This window comes from Cyanobium sp. ATX-6F1 (assembly GCF_047395825.1).
Classification (GTDB): Bacteria; Cyanobacteriota; Cyanobacteriia; order PCC-6307; family Cyanobiaceae; genus ATX-6F1.
Genome location: NZ_JBCEBF010000001.1, coordinates 888,177 through 906,891, shown reverse-complemented (window position 1 = coordinate 906,891; position 18,715 = coordinate 888,177). Strand labels below are relative to the sequence as shown.

Genomic DNA, 18,715 nt, shown 5'->3' with positions numbered 1-18,715 from the left:
GGGGCTCCCCCATAAACTTGGACTGCCTTGACCCTCAGGCCGATGAGCGAGGCAACCGGCATCAGCTCAGGCCGCAACTCCGGCGGCGCCGACCTGGCGGAACTGGTGGCCCAGCAGCTGCAGAGCTTGCTCGAGGCCGGCAACTACGACGGCGTCAAGCTGCTGTTGCAGCCCGTTCAACCGGTGGACGTGGCCGAGGCGATCGGCACCCTGCCCCGCACCCTGCAAGCCCTGGCCTTCCGGCTGCTGCCCAAGGACCAGGCGATCGAGATTTACGAATACCTCGAGCCCGCCGTGCAGCAGACCCTGCTGGAGCGGCTGCGCTCCGGTGAGGTGCTGGAACTGGTGGAGGAGATGTCGCCCGACGATCGGGTGCGCCTGTTTGATGAGCTGCCCGCCAAGGTGGTTCGGCGGCTGCTGGCGGAACTCAGCCCGGCCGAGCGTCGGGTCACGGCCCAGTTGCTGGGCTACGAAGCGGAAACCGCCGGTCGGTTGATGACGACCGAATTCATTGACCTCAAGGAGTTTCACAGCGCCGCCCAGGCCCTCTCAATCGTGCGCCGCCGGGCCCGCGACACCGAAACCATCTACAGCCTCTACATCACCGATGCGTCGCGCCACCTCACTGGAATCCTTTCACTGAGGGATCTGGTGGTCGCCGACCCCGAAGACCGGGTCGGTGACGTGATGACCCGCGAGGTGGTGAGCATCGCCACCGACACCAACCAGGAGGAGGTGGCACGGGTGATCCAGCGCTACGACTTTCTGGCCGTGCCGGTGGTGGACCGGGAGCAGCGGCTGGTGGGGATCGTCACCGTGGACGATGTGATCGATGTGATCGAGCAGGAGGCCACCCGCGACCTCTATGCCGCCGGCGCTGTGCAGGCCGGCGACGAAGACGACTACTTCCAGAGCAACCTGTTCACCGTGGCCCGGCGCCGGGTGGTGTGGCTGATGGTCCTGCTGATCGCCAACAGCGGCACCGCCGCTGTGATCGCCTCGATGGATGGGGTGCTCAAGCAGGTGGTGGTGTTGGCGGCGTTCATCCCGCTGCTGATCGGCACCGGCGGCAACGTGGGTGCCCAGAGTTCCACGGTGGTGATCCGGGGCCTGAGCACCCAGCGGATCCAGAGCCTCGGGCCAGGCCGTGCGATCAGCCGCGAGGCCGTGGCCGGTGCCCTGCTGGGCATGCTGATGGTGGTGGTGGTGGTGCCCTGGGCGGCCTATGTGTCCGGAGGGAACTGGGTGGTGGCCGGGGCGGCCGGCTTCAGCCTCGTGGCGATCACCACCCTGGCGGCCACCGCCGGGGCGGCCCTGCCGCTGCTGTTCAACCACCTCGGCCTCGATCCGGCGTTGATGTCGGCCCCGTTCATCGCCACGGCCACCGACGTGGCCGGCGTGTTCATCTACCTGCACACCGCCGCCTGGCTGCTGGAGAGGCTGGGCTGAGGCTCCGCCTGGGCGGGGCGGGGAAGCGATCAGGCGGCCTGGGACAGAACCACGGAATCCCGCCCTTCCTGAGAGGTGCTTCACAGTTCTTTAGGTTAGGCTTTACACAAGTTCAAGACACCGCTGTGGTCATCGCCCTAGCGTCCGCGCCCATCGCCGGCCAAGCCTCCAGCGCTGCGGCCAACCGCCAGATGCCCTCCCTAGAGGGCGATCTGGTGCGCTCCTACCTGCGCGACATCGGTCGCGTGCCCCTGCTCAGCCATGAGCAGGAGATCACCCTCGGCCGCCAGGTGCAGGAACTGATGGCGCTCGAGGAGCTCGCCGAGGAGCTGGAGATGCGCCAGGGCGCCAAGCCCTCGGAGCCCGAATGGGCCGCCGCCGCCCAGCTGGAGCCTCCCGCGCTCAGGCGCAAGCTGGCCAATGGCCGCCGCGCCAAGGAGCGCATGGTTGCCGCCAACCTGCGCCTGGTGGTGAGCGTGGCCAAGAAGTACACCAAGCGGAACATGGAGCTGCTGGATCTGATCCAGGAGGGCACCATCGGCCTGGTGCGCGGCGTGGAGAAATTCGATCCCACCCGCGGCTACAAGTTCTCCACCTACGCCTACTGGTGGATCCGCCAGGGGATCACCCGGGCGATCGCCGAGAAGAGCCGCACGATCCGGCTGCCGATCCACATCACCGAAACCCTCAACAAGCTCAAGAAAGGCCAGCGCGAGCTGAGCCAGGAGCTGGGCCGCACCCCCACCGTCAGTGAGCTGGCCGTGGCCGTGGAGCTCCCCGAAGAAGAAGTCAAAGACCTGCTCTGCCGCGCCCGTCAGCCGGTGAGCCTGGAGATGAAGGTGGGTGATGGCGATGACACCGAGCTGCTGGATCTGCTCCAGGGCGATGACCAGCTGCCTTCTGACGCCGTCGATGGGGCCTGCCTGCGGGGTGACATGCGCGCCCTGCTGGAGCAGCTGCCCGAAATCCAGTGCCGGGTGCTGAAGATGCGCTACGGCATCGATGTGGAGGAGCCGATGAGCCTCACCGGCATTGGCCGCATCCTGGGCATGAGCCGCGACCGCATCCGCAACCTGGAGCGCGATGGGCTGATCGGCCTTCGGCGCCTCAGCGACAGCGTCGCGGCCTACGTGGCGAGCTGAGACCGCCCGCTGCAAAACAGTGGGTTCAAGGCTGGTGCGCCGAAGCGTCCAGGCCGAATGTGCTGGTGGTCAGGTGCCCGTGGCTGCCTTGACCCCATCGCCCTGGGATCCCGCCGCCCTGCGCTCCGCCCTGCTGGTTTGGTGGGAGGACCATGGCCGTCACGATCTGCCCTGGAAGCTCACGGCACAGGGCACACGGCCTGAACCGGGTGAACCCTTGTGTGTGTTCAGTCTTTGGACGGCTGAAGTGATGCTTCAGCAGACCCAGCTGGCGGTGATGCTTCCCTACTGGCGGCGCTGGATGGTGGCCTTTCCCGATCTGGTCACCCTGGCGGCGAGCGATCAGCAGGCTGTGCTGCTGCACTGGCAAGGGCTGGGCTACTACGCCCGTGCCCGGCGCCTGCACCAGGCGGCTGGTTCGCTTCTGGCGGCGGCGGCAGAGAGGGCCGCCGACCCCTGGCCGCGAACGCTCGAGGGCTGGCTGGCGTTGCCGGGCATCGGTCGCAGCACCGCCGGCAGCATTCTTTCCTCGGCCTTCGATCGGCCCCATCCGATCCTCGATGGCAATGTCCAAAGGGTTCTGGCGCGCCTGCTGGCCCATCCCGAGCCGCCCCGCCGCCAGGGGCGCCTGTTCTGGGCGCTCAGCGCTGAACTGCTGGATCCGCTGCGCCCCAGGGATTTCAACCAGGCGTTGATGGATCTGGGCGCCACGGTCTGCACCCCCGCCAGCCAGCCTGTGGGCGCTGCCCCTGGCGATCGGCTTGCGCTGCCTACGCTGCCGGCGATCCCCAGGCCTACCCCGTGAGCGACCCCGGCAAGAGCCCGCCCTTCCAGGTGATCGGGGTGGCGGTGGTGCTCGATGACAGCGGCCGGGTGCTGATCGATCAGCGCCTGGAGGAGGGGTTGCTGGGGGGCTGTGGGAGTTCCCGGGCGGCAAGCAGGAGCCGGGGGAGGCGATCGAGGCCACGATCGTGCGTGAGCTGGTCGAGGAACTGGCGATCGAGGTGGAGGTGGGGGAGGAACTGATCACCCTGGAGCACGCCTACAGCCACAAGCGCCTGCGCTTCGTGGTGCACCTCTGTCGCTGGCGCTCGGGCGAGCCCCAGCCCCTGGCCAGCCAGCAGGTGCGCTGGGTGGAGCCGGAGCGGCTGGCGGAGTTCCCCTTCCCGGCCGCCAATGCACGGATCATTGCGGCCCTGAGGGAACGACTGACCCGTTGATGCGGCGGCGAAGACCGCCGATAGCTTGAGGGCATGGCGAAGGTGCTCTGCCTCGGCGAGGCCCTGGTGGATCGGCTCGGTCCGCCGGGGGCGACCCGGCCCTGGCGGGCCCCGTCGACGATCGCCTGGGTGGGGCCCCCGCCAACGTGGCCTGCGGCCTGGCCCGGCTGGGCACCTCCGCCGCACTTCTGGCCCGTCTCGGGGAAGACGAGTTTGGGCGTGCGTTTGAGCGGCTGCTGCTCGCGCGCGGCGTGGACACCCAGGGGCTGCAGTGGGATGGGTGGCGGCCCACCCGGGCCGTGCTGGTGCGGCGGGAGCGCTCCGGTGAGCGTCATTTCGGTGGTTTTGCCGGTGATCGGGGCGAGGGCTTCGCCGATCAGGCCCTCGATGCCGCCGCCCTGGGGGCTCCCCTCGCCCAGCTGCTGCCGGCGGCCCGCTGGTTGCTGATCGGCAGCCTGCCCCTGGCAAGCCCCGCTTCGGGGGAGGCCCTGTGGCGAGCTGTGGCGCTGGCGGCGGCCGCGGGGGTGCCCGTGGCTCTCGATGTGAACTGGCGTCCCAGTTTCTGGTCCGTGGGGCCTGAGGAGGCCAAGACCATCCTGGCGCCGTTGCTGGAGCGAACGCAGCTGTTGAAATTGGCCGGCAGAAGAGGCGGATTGGCTGTTCGAGCGTCTGGGGGCCTCCCGCCGGGACCCCAGGGTGATCGCCGCCGCCCTGCCCCAGGCTCCGGCGGTGGTGATCTCCGATGGTGAGGCACCGGTGCGCTGGTGGCTGGGGGGGCACAGCGGTGAGCTGGCCCCCGCCCCCGTGCCCGTGCTGGACACCACCGGGGCAGGGGATGCCTTCCTCGCCGGGCTGCTGCACCGGCTGTGCGCCGAGCCGGAGCTGCTGGCGGCAGCCGAGGCGGCCCAGGTGCGGGACGCGATCGCCTTTGCCTGCGCCTGTGGCGCCCTGGTGTGTCAGGGGGCCGGCGCGATCGATCCCCAACCGGATCAGGCCCAGGTGGCGAAGGCTTTGAAGGAGTGGGCGCTTCCCCCTAGGGGGCTCTGAATAACCTGGCCCGCCGCCCCTCCGCTTCGGGTTCCAGATCCAGCCACCAGGCGCCTGCCGGCAGGAACGGCAGCCGCTCGGGCCATTCCACCGCCAGTACGGCTCCGAGGGCCAGGGCTTCCTCCTCCTCCTGCCGGTAGAGATCAGCGGCCGAGGCCCCCTCCAGCCGGTACAGATCGAGGTGGACCAGATGGGTCAGTGCTTCGCCCCGGCAGCCCTGGTAATGCTGGGCTAAGGCGAAGGTGGGGCTGGTGACCGGCTCGTCGATGCCGAGGCCGCTGGCCAGACCCTGCACCAGGGAGGTCTTGCCCGCCCCCAGCTGGCCCCGCAGCAGCAGCAGGCGGTCGGCTGGCTCCAGGCTCAGCAACTCGACGGCCAGACGTTCCCCCAGCCGGGCGGTGGCCGACGGGTCGGCCAGGAACACATCACGCTGGTCCATCCCTGTAGATTGCATCTCAAGCGAGCCCGAAGCCTCGGCGTCTCTGCAGATATTCCCAGGCCCCAGGCTTTTCCTGGGGGGGTTGCCGTTCCGATCGCACCCTCAACACCTCAATCCACACTGCCGCGAACCCCCATGGTTGCCGCCCCCAGCTCGCCTGCCCTGCAGGTCACCAACACCTATGTGATCGCCGACATCGGCCTGGCCGACTTCGGCCGCAAGGAGATCGCGATCGCCGAAACCGAGATGCCCGGCCTGATGGCCTTGCGTCAGAAGTACGGCGCCGAACAGCCCCTGGCGGGTGCCCGCATCGCCGGGTCGCTGCACATGACGATCCAGACCGCCGTTCTGATCGAAACCCTGGTGGCCCTCGGCGCCGAGGTGCGCTGGGCTTCCTGCAACATTTTCTCAACCCAGGACCACGCCGCCGCGGCCATCGCTGCCGCCAACGTTCCTGTGTTCGCCTATAAGGGCGAAACCCTTGATGAGTATTGGGCCTTCACCCACCGCATCCTCGAGTGGGGCGATGGCGGCACGCCCAACATGATCCTCGACGATGGCGGCGACGCCACCGGTCTGGTGATTCTGGGCACCAAAGCTGAGAGCGATCTTTCCGTTCTTGAGAACCCCTCGAACGAAGAAGAAACCGCCCTCTTTAACTCGATTCGCCAGAAGCTGGCCGCCCAGCCCGGCTTCTACTCCCGCATCCACGCCAACATCCAGGGCGTCACCGAGGAGACCACCACCGGTGTTGCCCGCCTCTACCAGCTGCAGAAGAGCGGCGAGCTGCCCTTCCCTGCCATCAACGTCAACGATTCGGTCACCAAGAGCAAATTCGACAACCTCTACGGCTGCCGCGAATCCCTGGTCGACAGCATCAAGCGCGCCACCGACGTGATGGTGGCGGGCAAGGTGGCTCTGGTGATGGGCTACGGCGATGTGGGCAAGGGTTCAGCACAGTCGCTGCGCGGCCTCGGCGCGATCGTGATGATCGCCGAGATCGACCCGATCTGCGCCCTTCAGGCCGCCATGGAGGGCTACCGGGTGGTGCGCCTCGATGAGGTGGTGGGCGATGTGGACATCTTCGTGACCGCCACGGGCAACTTCCGGGTGATCCGCCATGAGCACCTGATCCAGATGAAGGATCAGGCGATCGTCTGCAACATCGGCCACTTCGACAACGAGATCGATGTGGCTTCGCTCAAGCAGTACACCTGGGACAACATCAAGCCCCAGGTCGATCACATCATCCTGCCCAGCGGCAACAAGATCATCCTGCTGGCCGAGGGCCGACTGGTGAACCTGGGTTGCGCCACCGGCCACCCCAGCTTCGTGATGTCCAACTCCTTCACCAATCAGGTGCTGGCCCAGATCGAGTTGTTCACCAAAGGCGATCAGTACGGCAAACAAGTTTATGTCTTGCCCAAGCATCTCGATGAGATGGTCGCCCGCCTGCACCTCGAGAAAATCGGCGTCAAGCTCACCGAGCTCAGCGCCGACCAGGCCGCCTACATCAACGTGCCGGTGGAAGGCCCCTACAAGAGCGACCACTACCGCTACTGAGCAAACTGGCTGGCTGATCGGCCGCCTTTGATTCCTGCCCGGCCTTCTGGTCGGGCTTTTTTGTGCCCCTGGCCTTTGGTCTCTGGAGGCGTTCTCAGCCTGCTGGTCTGGAAGACTTGCCACGACCCCTCTGATCGCTTCCTGTGGCCATCGATTTGGTTCAACAGTTGCCCGACATGATCGGATCGGCGGTGGAGGCCAATCCGACCGCGGGTTATGGCGCGATTTTTGCCGCCATGTTTCTGGAGAATTTGTTTCCGCCCATTCCCTCGGAATTGATCATGCCCCTGGGGGGTTCTATGTGCAGCAGGGGAAGCTCGCCTTGGTTCCAGTGGTGCTGGCCGGTTTGCTGGGCACAGTGCTCGGAGCCCTGCCCTGGTACGGCGTTGGCCGCCTCGTGAACGAAGAGCGGATTGAGCATTGGCTCGAGCGCCATGGCCGCTGGATCGGCATCAGCACCAAGGAGCTACGCCGCAGCCGCAGCTGGTTCAACCGCCACGGCACGGCGCTGGTGTTCTGGGGTCGACTGGTGCCAGGGATCCGCACGCTGATCTCGGTGCCGGCGGGGATCGAGATGATGCCTTTGGCCCCCTTCCTGATCTGGACCACCGCAGGCAGTCTGATCTGGACCCTGCTGCTGACGGTGGCTGGGATGATGCTGGGTGAGGGCTACACCAACGTAGAAGTTTGGATGGAGCCGTTCACCAAGGCGATCAAGGTGCTGTTGGTGCTCTCTGTGCTCGGCCTGGGGGCCTGGTTGGGGCTGCGCACCTGGAACAAGCACCGCAACACACACTGACCCCAGACGCCACGCCCCCGCTGGAGAGCCCTCAGAAAGGCACTTCCTCGGAGCTGGGCTCACCTCCCCCGTAGCCACCTCCCTCGGCATAGGCACTGCCCTGCTCGCCGTCGCGTTTGGAGCCCAGCAGTTCGAGGCGGTCCACCCGCACCACCGGCTTGCTGCGTTCCTCACCGGTGGCCCGGTCGGTCCAGCGGTCGAGCTTGAGCGAACCGATGATTCCCAGCTGGGAGCCCTTGCGGACATAGTCGGCGGCCACCTGGGCTTGCTTGCCCCAGATCTCGAGGTTGAACCAGTCGGGCTCTTCGTCGCGGTTGCGGCGGTTGACCGCAAGGGTGAGGTTGGCCACCACGCTGCCCGATTCGAAGTAGCGCACCTCGGGGTCGCGGCCGGCCCGGCCGACGAGGGTGACGGAATTGACGCCCATGGCGTTGTCTCCTGATGTGTAGTTGGTCAATGATGCGCCACTTTCTTGGGGCGCCTCGTTCAGGGAGTTCCACCCCTGGCCCCGGACGTATCAGCCTGTGTTTTTGGGGCAGGTCCCAGTTTGCCGTTCATCCAGGGGCCCGCCCGGCCAGCACTCCTATGATTCGCCCCCTTGGTGGCACCCCTGTGTTCTTTCGACGTTTCCAGCTCTCACGCGACATCGGCATCGATCTGGGAACGGCCAACACCTTGATGTACGTGTCCGGCAAGGGGATCGTGCTGCAGGAACCCTCGGTGGTGGCGCTCGATCTGGAGAAGGGGTGCCCCTGGCGGTGGGCGATGAGGCCAAGTTGATGCTCGGTCGCACCCCCGGGAACATCCGGGCCGTGCGCCCCCTGCGCGATGGCGTGATCGCCGACTTCGACGCCGCTGAAATGATGATCAAGTCCTTCATTCAGAAGGGCAATGAGGGCCGCGGCATCGTGGCTCCCCGGCTGGTGATCGGCATTCCCAGCGGCGTGACCGGCGTGGAGCGGCGGGCCGTGCGTGAGGCGGGCCTGGCCGGCGCCCGGGAGGTGCACCTGATCGATGAGCCGGTGGCGGCGGCGATCGGCGCCGGTCTTCCGGTCACCGAGCCCGTGGGCACGATGATCGTCGACATCGGCGGCGGCACCACCGAAGTGGCCGTGCTGAGCCTGGGCGGCACGGTGCTGAGCGAGTCGGTGCGGGTGGCCGGCGACGAACTCAGCGAGGCCATCGGCATCTACCTCAAGAAGGTCCATAACCTCGTGGTGGGTGAGCGCACCGCCGAGGACATCAAGATCCGGATCGGATCGGCCTTCCCCGACGATCGCCACGACGACACCTCCATGGATGTGCGTGGTCTCCACCTGCTCTCCGGTCTGCCCCGCACGATCAATGTGCGCGCCGGTGACATCCGCGAGGCCATGGCCGAACCCCTGAACGTGATCGTCGAGGCGGTCAAGCGCACCCTGGAGCGCACCCCCCGAGCTGGCCGCCGACATCGTCGATCGCGGCATCATGCTCGCCGGCGGCGGCGCCCTGGTGCGCGGCATCAGCGACCTGATCAGCCACGAGACCGGCATCCTCACCCACATCGCCGAGGATCCACTGCTCTGTGTGGTCAACGGCTGCGGCCGGGTGCTGGAGGACTACAAGCGCCTGGAGCGGGTGCTGGACACCCCTGACTTCTCGCGCAACACCAACTGATCGCGATGCCGCTTGGACGCCCCTTTCGCGTCCCCCCGGCGCGGCTGCTGGTCCAGGGCTGGCCCTGGATGCTGCTGTTCCTGGCCCTGGTGGGCATCCGCCTGAGCAAGGGGGCTTACTTGAGCGAGCTCTACGCCCTGCTCAGCGCCCCGTTCTGGCCGGGCTCGGCCCAGCAGGAATGGGTTCAGTCGGCCGAGAAGCTTTCGGATCAGAGCCAGTTGGCCCAGCTGCGCCAGGACAACAGCCGCCTGCGCACCCTGCTGGACCTCAGCCACGCCAACCCGCAGCTGCTGATGGCGCCGGTGATCTCCAGGGAACCTGGGGGCTGGTGGCAGCAGCTGGTGATCGGCCGGGGGTCGCTCCAGGGCATCCAGCCCGGCGACGCCGTGGTGGCCCCCGGTGGCCTGCTGGGCCGGGTGGCCAGCGTCACCCCGGTGACGGCCCGGGTCACCCTGCTCACGGACACCAGCAGCCACGTGGGCGTCTGGGTGGGGCGCACCCAGCGCCATGGTCTGCTCACGGGCCTGGGCACCGCCCGCCCGGTGCTGCGGTTCCTGGAGAAGGATCCCCAGGTGCGACCGGGTGATCTGGTGGTGACCTCCCCGGCCAGCACATTGGTACCCCCAACCTCACCGTCGGGGTGATTCAGGCCGTGGACGACAAGGTGATGCCGGCCCCCGAGGCGTTGGTGCAGCTGAGCGCTCCGATCGAGGCCATCGACGGGGTTCAGGTGATGCTCTCCAGCCGTCGCTGAGCCATGGCGCTGCTGTCTCGTCAGCCCTGGTACGTGGCCACGGCCCTGGCCGTTCCCCTGCTGGTGCTGGCTTCCCCGGGCGTGCTCAAGCTCACCGGGGTGCCGCCCTCCTGGGCGGTGCTCTGGCTGTTGCCCTGGGCCCTGGTGGAGGGGCCGCTCTCAGGCGCTCTGGCCGGTCTTGCTCTGGGCCTGATGCTCGATGGCCTCAACCTCGGCGGGGCCAGCCAGATGCCGGCCCTGGCGCTGCTGGGCTGGTGGTGGGGCCGGATGGCGCGCAACGGGCCGCCGCTGGAGCGCAGCTTCAGCCTGGGGCTTCTGGCCCTGGTGGGCACCTTGCTGCTCAACCTCAGCCTGATGCTTCAGTTCGCCCTAGGGGGCTCTCCGCTTGAGCTGCTGCGGCTCAGCGGCCTGCCGATCCTGCTGGCCCAGACCCTGCTCACGGGTCTGCTGGCGCCGATGATCTGCTCGCTGCAGCTGCTGTTCTGGCGCCAGCGAACCTCGTCGTTGCGGGGTTGAGCCGTTGCCGCCCTCTTCCTTGATCCCCCGAAACCGACCCTCCATGGCCCGCCCATGGGGGACACGCAAGCTGATTGTTCGCGCTTCGGGCGTCGCTTTTGCCCTGCTGCTGCTCGGCGGCTGCGCCAGGCCCGAGGCCCCGAAACGGGAGCTGCAGTTCTGGACCCTGGATCTGGCCCCCAAGTTCAACGGCTACATGCGGGCCGTGATCGCCGAATGGGAAGGTCAGAACCCTGGGGTGACGGTGCGTTGGACCGATCTGCCCTGGGGTTCGGTGGAGCGCAAGCTGCTGGCGTCGGTGTTCGCCCGCTCCGCCCCTGACCTGGTGAACCTCAACCCCCTGTTCGCGGCCAACCTGGCCAGCAAGGGGGGTCTTCTGAACCTGGATCCGGTGCTGCCGCCCGGCGCCGGTGGCGCCTATCTGCCCCGCATCTGGCAGGCGGGCCGCGCCGATGGCCACCAGATCACGATCCCCTGGTACCTGACCACCCGCATCACCCTGGCCAACCGCAGCCTGCTGGCCCGCTCCGGCTATCGCCAGCCCCCGAAGCAATGGAGCGAGGTGCCCGCCTACGCGGCGGCGATCAAGCGCCAGACCGGCCGCTATGCCCTGTTCACCACGGTGGTGCCCGACGACTCGGCGGAGTTGCTCGAATCGATGGTGCAGATGGGGGTGAGCCTCACCGATGCCCGCCAGCGGGCGGCTTTCGACAGCCCCGCGGGCCGGAGGGCCTTCGCCTTCTGGACGGACCTTTACCGGCGCGGGCTGCTGCCCCGGGAGGTGGTGAGCCAGGGGTTCCGGCGGGCGATCGAGCTCTACCAGAGCGGTGACCTGGCCCAGGTGGCCAGCGGGGCGGAGTTCCTGCGCAGCATCCAGACCAACGCCCCCACCGTCGCCACCGCCACGGCCCCCTTTCCGCCGCTGGTGGGCCCCGATGGCGCCGCCAACGTGGCGGTGATGAACCTGGCGGTCCCCAAACAGAGCAAGCTCCCGCGTGAGGCGGTCAGTTTTGCGCTGTTTCTCACCAACGCCACCAATCAGGCCCGCTTCGCCGAACAGGCCAAGGTGCTGCCTTCGGCCACCGGCGCCCTGCGTCAGGTGGGGCAGCAGTTGGAGCGGGCCAAGCCCCGGGGGCGGCCGAGGCCCAGGTGGTCTCCGCCCGCAAGCTCTCGCTCACCACCCTGGGACGAGCCCGGGTGCTGGTGCCTGCCACCCCGGGGGTCAAGCGGCTGCAGTCGATCCTCTACACGCAGTTGCAGCGGGCGATGCTGGGGCAGATCAGCAGCGACCAGGCCCTGGCGGCGGCGGCCCTGGAGTGGAACCGTTACGCCGAAGCCCGCTGGCCCTAGCGGAGCGGCGCAGGCTTTGACGCTGGCCGCCGCGGGGTGCGTGGATCCGGATGCCGAGGGATCTGGACGAATCCTTAAGACTTGGGGAAAGCCTCCTGATCCCAGCCGTTTCAGGGCTCGGTGGGTCCGCGCTGAGCGGTAGTGTTGCCTTTCTTCATCCGGCTTAACGCCATGCCATTGGAGGACCATCCCCGTCCAGATCAGGGCGATTCCTTCGACTCCGGGCATGACGAGCATCAGGCCACCGTGCTCGTGGTCGACGACGAGGCGGCGGTGCGCCGGGTGTTGGTGATGCGCCTGCAACTGGCGGGCTACCGGGTGATCTGCGCGGAAGACGGGGAGGAGGCGCTGAACCTCTTCCACCAGGAGCAACCGGATCTGGTGGTGCTCGATGTGATGCTGCCGAAGCTCGATGGCTTCGCCGTCTGTCGGCGGCTGCGGGCCGAATCCTGCGTGCCGATCATCTTTCTCTCCGCCCTCGATGCGATCACCGAGCGGGTGGCGGGCCTGGATCTCGGAGCCGACGATTACCTCCCCAAGCCCTTCAGCCCCAAGGAGCTCGAAGCCCGCATCGCCACCATCCTGCGCCGGGTGGGCCGCGGTTCGGCCGCCAGCGAACCCAGGGATCTGCCCGTGGGCCACGGGGTGATGCGCGTCGGCGATCTGGTGGTGGACACCAACCGCCGCCAGGTGACGCGCGAGGGCGAGCGCATCGGGCTCACCTACACCGAATTCAGCCTGCTGGAGCTGCTGTTCCGCGAACCGGGCCAGGTGGTGCCCCGGGCGGAGATCCTCGAGCAGCTCTGGGGCTACCCACCCCGCCGGGCCGCCGACCTGCGCGTTGTCGACGTCTACGTGGCCCGCCTGCGCGGCAAGCTCGAACCCGATCCGCGCAACCCGGAGCTGATCCTCACCGTGCGCGGCACCGGCTACGCCTCCCAGCGGGTGGGTGAACCCACCCTGGTCGGCGTCAGCGCCTGAGCCCTCCCTGCATGCGCCCTCTCCTGCAGGATGGGGCCTCTTGATTGATCCCCCGCCGGTGCCTGTGCAGCGCCTCAACCGCCTGGAGCAGGCCCGACTGGACAAGGCTCGCGTCCTCGCCGACCTGGGTCAGGGTCCCTATGCCCTGCGCTTCGATCCCAGCCACCACACGGCCGATCTGCAGCGCGACCACGCCGACCTGCCCAACGGTGCGGAGCGCGACCTGGAGGTGCTGGTGGCCGGCCGGGTGATGACCCGCCGGGTGATGGGCAAGCTCGCCTTCTTCACCCTGGCCGATGAATCCGGCCCGATCCAGCTGTTCATCGAGAAGGCCACCCTGGCCGCCTCCCAGCCGGATAACCCCGAGAGCTTCGACCAGCTCACCTCCCTGGTGGATGCCGGCGATCTGATCGGCGTGCGCGGCACCCTGCGGCGCACCGACCGCGGCGAGCTCTCGGTGAAGGTGCTGCAGTGGTGGATGCTGACCAAATCGCTCCAGCCCCTGCCCGATAAGTGGCACGGCCTGGCGGATGTGGAAAAGCGCTACCGCCAGCGTTACCTGGATCTGATCGTCTCCCCCCAGACCCGCGAGACCTTCCGGCGCCGGGCCCGGCTGGTGAGCGGGCTGCGCCGCTGGCTCGATGAGCGGGGCTTTCTGGAGATCGAAACACCCGTGCTGCAGAGCGTGCCCGGGGGAGCCGACGCCAGGCCCTTCGAGACCCACCACAACACCCTCGACCTCCCTCTCACCCTGCGCATCGCCACCGAGCTGCATCTCAAGCGGCTGGTGGTGGGCGGCTTCGAGCGTGTGTACGAGCTGGGGCGAATCTTCCGCAATGAGGGGATCAGCACCCGCCACAATCCCGAGTTCACCTCGGTGGAGATCTACCAGGCCTACGCCGACTACACCGACATGATGGTGCTCACCGAGGAGCTGATCGCCGCGGTGACCGTGCAGGTGTGCGGTGGCACCCGCCTCACCTACCAGGGCACGGAGGTCGACCTCAGCCTCCCCTGGCGCCGGTCCACCATGCACGATCTGGTGCTACAGGCCACCGGGTTGGACTTCACCAGCTTCCCCAACCGGGCGGCGGCCGCCGCCGCCATGGAGGCCGCAGGGCTGGAGGCGCCGGCCCTGGCGGATTCGGTGGGCCGGTTGCTGGTGGAGGCATTCGAGCAACGGGTGGAGGCCGATCTGATCCAGCCCACCTTCGTGATCGATTACCCCCTGGAGAATTCACCCCTGGCCCGGGCCCACCGCAGCAAGCCCGGCCTGGTGGAGCGCTTCGAGCTGTTCATCGTTGGCCGCGAAACCGCCAATGCCTTCAGTGAGCTGACCGACCCCATCGACCAGCGCCAGCGGCTGGAGGCCCAGCAGGATCGGCGCCTGGCGGGGGATCTGGAGGCCCAGGGCCTGGATGAAGACTTCCTCCAGGCCCTGGAGGTGGGCTTGCCCCCCACCGGCGGCCTGGGCATCGGCATTGATCGGCTGGCGATGCTGCTCACCGACAGCCCCAGCATCCGCGATGTGATTGCCTTTCCGCTGTTACGGCCGGAGAGCCGGGGAGGTCAGGAAAGCTCCATTTCGGACCCCGAACCGGCGCAGTGAGATAATGGACTCACTAGGCAATCTCAACCGGCCCATGAGTGGTGAGCGCGTAGGTTTCCGCTTCAAGCACGCGGATGCGGTGGTCAAGCGCAATCCCCAGGGTCGCTCCCGCCGCGGCTGGGTGATGGAGCCTGTCGAACAGACCACGAGCCGGGGCACCAAGATGCCGGCCTATCGGATCCGCTGGCGTGACAGTGAGCGCCCCGAGATCGTGCTCCAGCACATGCTGATCGCCGATCCCGATCCCACCCCGCCGCCCGAGGGCGTGAGCCTGGTGCCGCCGGTTCCCAAAAAGTAAGCCCTCAGCTGCGCCCCAGCAGGCGGTAGCTGGCCAACCCCAGGACTTCCTTCAGCGCCACGGTGCTGAGGAACAGCGCCTCGGCGTCCGGCAGAGCGTCCTTGAGCACGCTGCCCGCGGTGGGTCGGCCCCAGAGGTTCCTTGAAGCGAACTGGAAGTCGCAGGCCACAGGCACCACCCGCAGGCCGCTGAGCCGCTCGAAGCTGGCCAGGGCGCGGGGCAGATGGGTGGCGCTGGTCACCAGCAGGACCGAACGCCAGCCCCGCCGCTTCCCCAGCGCGCCGATGTCACGCGCCTCCTCGGCGGTGGTGCGGGAGCGGGCATTGGCCACGATGGCACTGGGCTTGAGCCCCAGCTCGATGGCCAGGGCCCGGGCCGTGACCGCCTCCGGCGGGGCCGGATCGCTGCCGGTGAAGCTCACCTGGCCGCCGCTCACCACCAGCAGCGGTGCCTTGCCCTGGCGGATCAGCCGCAGGCCCATAAGCAGCCGATCGCCCGCCTCCCCCACCTCCACGCTCCGGCGCGGCGTCAGGGCGGGCCTGAGGCCGCCCCCCAGCACCACCACCGCATCGGCCTTCGGCAAGGGATCAGGCGTGAGGGCGGCGCTGCGTTCCTCCAGGCTCCACACCAGCTGCCGGGCGGTGAAGGGCATGGCGCTGATCCAGAGCAGGGCAAGGCCCGCGGCTGATACCCAGCCGGCCCAGCGCCGTCGGCGGCCCACCAGGGCGCCCAGCTGCAACAGCAGCGCCAGCCCCAGGGGGTAGAGCGCCAGGGGCAGCAGCTTCGAGAGCAGGAAGCCCATGGTTCAGGAGCCGCGGTTTCGCTTGAGCTGCTCCAGGTCCTGCTGGGTTTCGAAGGCTGCCCAGTCCGAATCCAGGTCGGCGGCGGCCGCCTTGGGTGCTGCCGCCGACCCATCACGGGCGTCGGTGGCGCCGCGGGGTTGTTGGGCCAGTTCGTCCCGTTCCCGTTGCAGCCGCTGGAAGTCTTCCCCCAGCTGCGCCAGGGCCTTCCAGCGGTCGCGGCCCTGGCCCATCAGCTGATCCACGTGGGCCTGGGCCCGCTGGGCCAGGGCGCTGGCATCGGCGCTCCGGGCCCGCTCCACCCGCTGCTGCCAGGTGGAGATCTCCTTGGCCAGGTCGAGCAGCTGGTTGCGCTGCTCAATGGCCTGCTGCTGCAGCTGAAGCTCCCGCCGGTGCAGGCGCCGTTCGCGCTCCTGCAACTCCTCTTGATCGAACAGCGACTGCTGCTGGGGGTTGGAGCGCAGGAAGGCCTCCAACTGCTGCTCGAGCCGGGCTTCAAGTTGCTCGAACCAACTGGCGCTCACGGCGTTTGCCCATCCCGGGGTTGGCCCGGAGCGCTGGTGATCAAGGGGGCCTCGATCTCCTCCTGCAGCGGCGTGATCGCCCCTTCGCGGGAGCGCAGCAGCAACTGGGTGAGCCGGGCGATCGCCCCTTCGCCCAGGTCCTGGGTGCTGATGCGGTCGAAGGCCTCCCCGTAGAGCGCTTCGAGCTGCTCGATCAGGCCCTCGCGCACCAGGCGCACAGCGCGCCGTTGGTCATCTCTGCTCATCGAGCTGGGGTTCCGTTGCTGACGAGTCTGCCTGCCCCAGAAGATGAACACTGAGGTCGCCGGCTGGATCGCTCCAGCGTTCCCTGGCCCGCCAGCCGGCCTGCTCCGCCAGGGCCAGGAACCTGGCGGGGTCGTACTTGACGCTGTGTTCGGTGATCAGGGGCTCGCCGCCGGCGAAGTGCCAGCGTTCGCCGGCCACGCTCACCCATTGATCCCGCTCGCTCACCAGGGCCATCTCGATCCGCTGCTGCTGCGGTTGCCAGCGGGCCCGGTAGCGGAAGGCCGAGGGGTCGAAGTCGCCGCCCAGATCCCGGTTGAGCCGGCGCAGCAGGTTGAGGGCGAAGGCGGCCGACACGCCGGCGCGGTCGTCATAGGCCGCCTCCAGCCGCCGCTCGCTCTTGGGCTGGTCGATGCCGATCAGCAGCTGACTGCCCGGGCCCAGCAGCCGGGCGAATTGCCGCAGCAGCCCCAGGGCCTCCGCACGGTTGAAGTTGCCCAGGGAGCTGCCCGGGAAGAAGCCCAGCCTGTTTCGCCGCTCCAGCAGCGGGTGGTCCGGCAGGCGCTCGAGGCTGGTGTAGTCGCAGCAGATGCCCAGCACGGGCACGCCGGGATGGCGGCCCTGTAGATCCCGGCAGGCCGAGCGCAGGTGGGCGGCGCTGATGTCGAGCGCCACGTAGGCCGGCCCGTCCAGGGCCCGCAGCAGCGGACTCACTTTGCGGGCGCTGCCGGCGCCGAACTCCACCAGCACCCCCGAGCCCATGGCCGCGGCCATGGCCGGCGCCCGGGCCTCCAGCAGGGCGGTCTCGGTGGCGGTGAGGGTGTACTCCGGCTGGCAGCAGATCGCCTCGAACAGGCGGGAGCCCTCCTCGTCGTAGAGGAACCAGGCCGGCAGCTGCCTGGGACTGCGGCGCAGACCTTCGCGCACCAGCCGCTCCATGTCGGCGGCGGCGGGGTGCAGGTCGAGCAGCTCCGGCTCCAGCAGCGCCGAAGTCATCCAGCGTTCCTCGCCAGGCGCAGGCCGCTGGCCATCCAGCGGCTGCCGGGGGAAGAAGTTGCGGTAGGTGAGCCGGCCGTGGCCCGCCGGGGTGAGGAAGGAGTGGCCCCTGAGCACGAATTGGGAGCTCATGAACTTGCCGTTGTACTCGCCCACGGCGCCGGCGGCGGGCAGGAAGCCGGGGTAGGGGCGGTAGGGGCTCGCGCTCCATTCCCAGAGCTGCCCGATGTCCGCCAGCAGGCCCGCTGCGGCGGCGATCTCCCATTCGGCTTCCGTCGCCAGGCGGGCGCCGGCCCAGCGGGCGTAGGCCTCGGCTTCGAACCAGCTCAGGTGGCGCACCGGTGCCTGTGGCCGCAGGGGACGGCGGCCGGCGAGGGTGAACTCCCACTCCCAGCCCTGGGCGCCGCCGCTGCCACGCCAGTAGCGGGGGGCCTGCCAGCCCCGCTCGGTGGCCAGGGCCCAGCCTTCGCTCATCCAGAGTTCCGGGCGCCGGTAGCCCCCGTCGGCGATGAAGGCGGCGTAGTCGCCGTTGCTGACCAGTCGTCCGCCGATGGCGAAGGGCTCGAGCCAGTGGCGGTGGCGGGGGTCTCGTTGTCGAAATGGAAGCCCGCGGCCTCCTCACCCGGATGGCCGATCGCCACCAGCCCGCCGGGATGGGCCCGCCAGCCCCCATCGGCGGTGGCGCATTCGCTGGCTCCAGGGCCGTTGGCATAGCCGGCTTCGGGACCATCGGGGCCGCTGCGATAGGCGGGTTCGAGCGGGTTGCGGGCGAACCCGTCCAACAGGTCCATCAGCAGCAGTTCCTGGTGCTGTTGTTCGTGCTGAAGACCCAGCTCCAGCAGGGCCAGCGGGGCGCTGCGCTGGGCGGGGGGCGTTGATCGAGCCGCTCGATCAGCAGCACCAGGCTGGCGTCCACCCGCTGACGCCAGGCCAGCACCTCGGCGATCGTCGGACGGGTGAGCAGACCCCGCAGGGGCCGCGCCAGCCGCTCGCCGACCGTGTCGTAATAGGAGTTGAACAGGTAGCCCCAGCGGCTGTCGGCCGGTTCGTGCTCCGGCAGCTCCGTTGCCAGCAGGAACGTCTCGAAGAACCAGCCGGTGTGGCCCAGGTGCCATTTGGGCGGACTGGCGTCCGCCATGCCCTGCAGGCAGAGGTCCTCGGGTTGGAGCCCGGCGATCAGGGCTTCGCTCTGGCGGCGGATGCTCCCCAGCCGGTGGGCCAGCGCCGCGGTGTCGGGGGACTCTCCACCGGGGCAGCGTGACTGGAGCGAGGTTAATCGGGCCAAACGGGCGCGGCGTGGCACCTACGATCGCCCCACATCTTCTGCAG

At 68.6% G+C, this 18,715-nt stretch carries 15 protein-coding genes and 7 pseudogenes; 13 read left to right on the top strand and 9 right to left on the bottom strand.

The window, feature by feature from the left end; all coding sequences use genetic code 11:
* The first annotated feature begins 42 nt into the window (after nucleotides 1–42).
* From mgtE to AAF143_RS05510, 4 genes and pseudogenes are all read left to right on the top strand, one after another.
* On the top strand, nucleotides 43–1,449 hold the full coding sequence (mgtE, locus tag AAF143_RS05525; protein WP_255008673.1) for a magnesium transporter: 1,407 nt from the start codon (nucleotides 43–45) through the stop codon (nucleotides 1,447–1,449).
* A gap of 191 nt (nucleotides 1,450–1,640) precedes the next feature.
* Complete coding sequence (locus AAF143_RS05520) at nucleotides 1,641–2,591, top strand: RpoD/SigA family RNA polymerase sigma factor (RefSeq protein WP_255008672.1); 951 nt, start codon at nucleotides 1,641–1,643, stop codon at nucleotides 2,589–2,591.
* Nucleotides 2,592–2,679: 88 nt separating this feature from the next.
* Nucleotides 2,680–3,811, top strand: a pseudogene (gene mutT, locus AAF143_RS05515) (8-oxo-dGTP diphosphatase MutT).
* A gap of 33 nt (nucleotides 3,812–3,844) precedes the next feature.
* Nucleotides 3,845–4,858 (top strand): annotated as a pseudogene (locus AAF143_RS05510) (carbohydrate kinase family protein).
* Here the strand turns inward: AAF143_RS05510 and tsaE are convergent.
* Nucleotides 4,845–5,297, bottom strand: a complete 453-nt coding sequence (gene tsaE, locus AAF143_RS05505; RefSeq protein WP_255008669.1) for a tRNA (adenosine(37)-N6)-threonylcarbamoyltransferase complex ATPase subunit type 1 TsaE — start codon at nucleotides 5,295–5,297, stop codon at nucleotides 4,845–4,847. The pseudogene AAF143_RS05510 and the gene tsaE overlap by 14 nt on opposite strands.
* A gap of 135 nt (nucleotides 5,298–5,432) precedes the next feature.
* On the opposite strand from tsaE, the gene ahcY reads away from it, so the two are divergent.
* A complete protein-coding gene (gene ahcY / locus AAF143_RS05500; RefSeq protein WP_255008668.1) occupies nucleotides 5,433–6,860 on the top strand; it encodes an adenosylhomocysteinase in 1,428 nt (475 codons plus the stop codon).
* A gap of 176 nt (nucleotides 6,861–7,036) precedes the next feature.
* Nucleotides 7,037–7,659, top strand: a pseudogene (locus tag AAF143_RS05495) (DedA family protein).
* 31 nt (nucleotides 7,660–7,690) lie between these two features.
* On the opposite strand, the gene AAF143_RS05490 reads toward AAF143_RS05495, so the two are convergent.
* Nucleotides 7,691–8,086 (bottom strand): single-stranded DNA-binding protein, encoded by a 396-nt coding sequence (locus AAF143_RS05490; RefSeq protein WP_255008667.1) that lies wholly within the window; start codon nucleotides 8,084–8,086, stop codon nucleotides 7,691–7,693.
* Between the two features lie 158 nt (nucleotides 8,087–8,244).
* Here AAF143_RS05490 and AAF143_RS05485 point away from each other — a divergent pair.
* From AAF143_RS05485 to AAF143_RS05455, 7 genes and pseudogenes are all read left to right on the top strand, one after another.
* Nucleotides 8,245–9,315 (top strand): annotated as a pseudogene (locus tag AAF143_RS05485) (rod shape-determining protein).
* Nucleotides 9,316–9,320: 5 nt separating this feature from the next.
* Nucleotides 9,321–10,069 (top strand): annotated as a pseudogene (gene mreC, locus AAF143_RS05480) (rod shape-determining protein MreC).
* Nucleotides 10,070–10,072: 3 nt separating this feature from the next.
* Nucleotides 10,073–10,585 (top strand): rod shape-determining protein MreD, encoded by a 513-nt coding sequence (locus AAF143_RS05475; protein WP_255008663.1) that lies wholly within the window; start codon nucleotides 10,073–10,075, stop codon nucleotides 10,583–10,585.
* Nucleotides 10,586–10,628: 43 nt separating this feature from the next.
* A pseudogene (locus AAF143_RS05470) lies at nucleotides 10,629–11,935 on the top strand (ABC transporter substrate-binding protein).
* Between the two features lie 171 nt (nucleotides 11,936–12,106).
* Complete coding sequence (gene rpaB, locus AAF143_RS05465) at nucleotides 12,107–12,916, top strand: response regulator transcription factor RpaB (RefSeq protein ID WP_315859620.1); 810 nt, start codon at nucleotides 12,107–12,109, stop codon at nucleotides 12,914–12,916.
* 58 nt (nucleotides 12,917–12,974) lie between these two features.
* Nucleotides 12,975–14,525: a lysine--tRNA ligase gene (lysS, locus tag AAF143_RS05460; RefSeq protein ID WP_255008659.1), complete on the top strand. Its 1,551-nt coding sequence runs from the start codon at nucleotides 12,975–12,977 to the stop codon at nucleotides 14,523–14,525.
* 34 nt (nucleotides 14,526–14,559) lie between these two features.
* On the top strand, nucleotides 14,560–14,823 hold the full coding sequence (locus AAF143_RS05455; RefSeq protein WP_254939156.1) for a hypothetical protein: 264 nt from the start codon (nucleotides 14,560–14,562) through the stop codon (nucleotides 14,821–14,823).
* Nucleotides 14,824–14,827: 4 nt separating this feature from the next.
* Here AAF143_RS05455 and AAF143_RS05450 read toward each other — a convergent pair whose 3' ends face one another.
* The 7 genes and pseudogenes from AAF143_RS05450 to AAF143_RS05420 all read right to left on the bottom strand — a co-directional run bounded on the left by AAF143_RS05450 (nucleotide 14,828) and on the right by AAF143_RS05420 (nucleotide 18,671).
* Nucleotides 14,828–15,625, bottom strand: coding sequence for a YdcF family protein (locus tag AAF143_RS05450; protein ID WP_255008656.1), 798 nt, complete (start codon nucleotides 15,623–15,625; stop codon nucleotides 14,828–14,830).
* Nucleotides 15,626–15,628: 3 nt separating this feature from the next.
* Nucleotides 15,629–16,147 carry a hercynine metabolism protein gene (locus AAF143_RS05445; RefSeq protein WP_255008654.1) on the bottom strand — a complete coding sequence of 173 codons (519 nt, stop codon included), beginning with the start codon at nucleotides 16,145–16,147 and terminating at the stop codon, nucleotides 15,629–15,631.
* Complete coding sequence (locus AAF143_RS05440; RefSeq protein ID WP_255008652.1) at nucleotides 16,144–16,392, bottom strand: hercynine metabolism small protein; 249 nt, start codon at nucleotides 16,390–16,392, stop codon at nucleotides 16,144–16,146. Before AAF143_RS05440 ends, AAF143_RS05445 begins: the two co-directional genes overlap by 4 nt.
* Entirely contained in the window at nucleotides 16,379–17,386 is a 1,008-nt protein-coding gene (gene egtD, locus AAF143_RS05435; protein ID WP_255008650.1) for an L-histidine N(alpha)-methyltransferase, read from the bottom strand. Before egtD ends, AAF143_RS05440 begins: the two co-directional genes overlap by 14 nt.
* A 297-nt stretch (nucleotides 17,387–17,683) precedes the next feature.
* A pseudogene (locus AAF143_RS05430) lies at nucleotides 17,684–17,926 on the bottom strand (SUMF1/EgtB/PvdO family nonheme iron enzyme); the annotation flags it as partial.
* Nucleotides 17,857–18,177 (bottom strand): hypothetical protein, encoded by a 321-nt coding sequence (locus tag AAF143_RS05425; protein WP_414026621.1) that lies wholly within the window; start codon nucleotides 18,175–18,177, stop codon nucleotides 17,857–17,859. The pseudogene AAF143_RS05430 and the gene AAF143_RS05425, both read right to left, overlap by 70 nt.
* Nucleotides 18,177–18,671: a DinB family protein gene (locus tag AAF143_RS05420; protein ID WP_414026620.1), complete on the bottom strand. Its 495-nt coding sequence runs from the start codon at nucleotides 18,669–18,671 to the stop codon at nucleotides 18,177–18,179. The genes AAF143_RS05425 and AAF143_RS05420 overlap by 1 nt, the downstream gene beginning before the upstream one ends.
* Between the last annotated feature and the right edge of the window lie 44 nt (nucleotides 18,672–18,715).

What these genes read in the sequence shown, in the direction of transcription:
- AAF143_RS05425 (WP_414026621.1), bottom strand. Translation starts at nt 18,177, where the DNA reads ATGGACCTGTTGGACGGGTTCGCCCGCAACCCGCTCGAACCCGCCTAT.
- ahcY (WP_255008668.1), top strand. Translation starts at nt 5,433, where the DNA reads ATGGTTGCCGCCCCCAGCTCGCCTGCCCTGCAGGTCACCAACACCTAT.
- AAF143_RS05475 (WP_255008663.1), top strand. Translation starts at nt 10,073, where the DNA reads ATGGCGCTGCTGTCTCGTCAGCCCTGGTACGTGGCCACGGCCCTGGCC.
- egtD (WP_255008650.1), bottom strand. Translation starts at nt 17,386, where the DNA reads ATGACTTCGGCGCTGCTGGAGCCGGAGCTGCTCGACCTGCACCCCGCC.
- AAF143_RS05440 (WP_255008652.1), bottom strand. Translation starts at nt 16,392, where the DNA reads ATGAGCAGAGATGACCAACGGCGCGCTGTGCGCCTGGTGCGCGAGGGC.
- AAF143_RS05490 (WP_255008667.1), bottom strand. Translation starts at nt 8,086, where the DNA reads ATGGGCGTCAATTCCGTCACCCTCGTCGGCCGGGCCGGCCGCGACCCC.
- AAF143_RS05520 (WP_255008672.1), top strand. Translation starts at nt 1,641, where the DNA reads ATGCCCTCCCTAGAGGGCGATCTGGTGCGCTCCTACCTGCGCGACATC.
- AAF143_RS05450 (WP_255008656.1), bottom strand. Translation starts at nt 15,625, where the DNA reads ATGGGCTTCCTGCTCTCGAAGCTGCTGCCCCTGGCGCTCTACCCCCTG.
- tsaE (WP_255008669.1), bottom strand. Translation starts at nt 5,297, where the DNA reads ATGGACCAGCGTGATGTGTTCCTGGCCGACCCGTCGGCCACCGCCCGG.
- mgtE (WP_255008673.1), top strand. Translation starts at nt 43, where the DNA reads ATGAGCGAGGCAACCGGCATCAGCTCAGGCCGCAACTCCGGCGGCGCC.
- rpaB (WP_315859620.1), top strand. Translation starts at nt 12,107, where the DNA reads ATGCCATTGGAGGACCATCCCCGTCCAGATCAGGGCGATTCCTTCGAC.
- AAF143_RS05455 (WP_254939156.1), top strand. Translation starts at nt 14,560, where the DNA reads ATGAGTGGTGAGCGCGTAGGTTTCCGCTTCAAGCACGCGGATGCGGTG.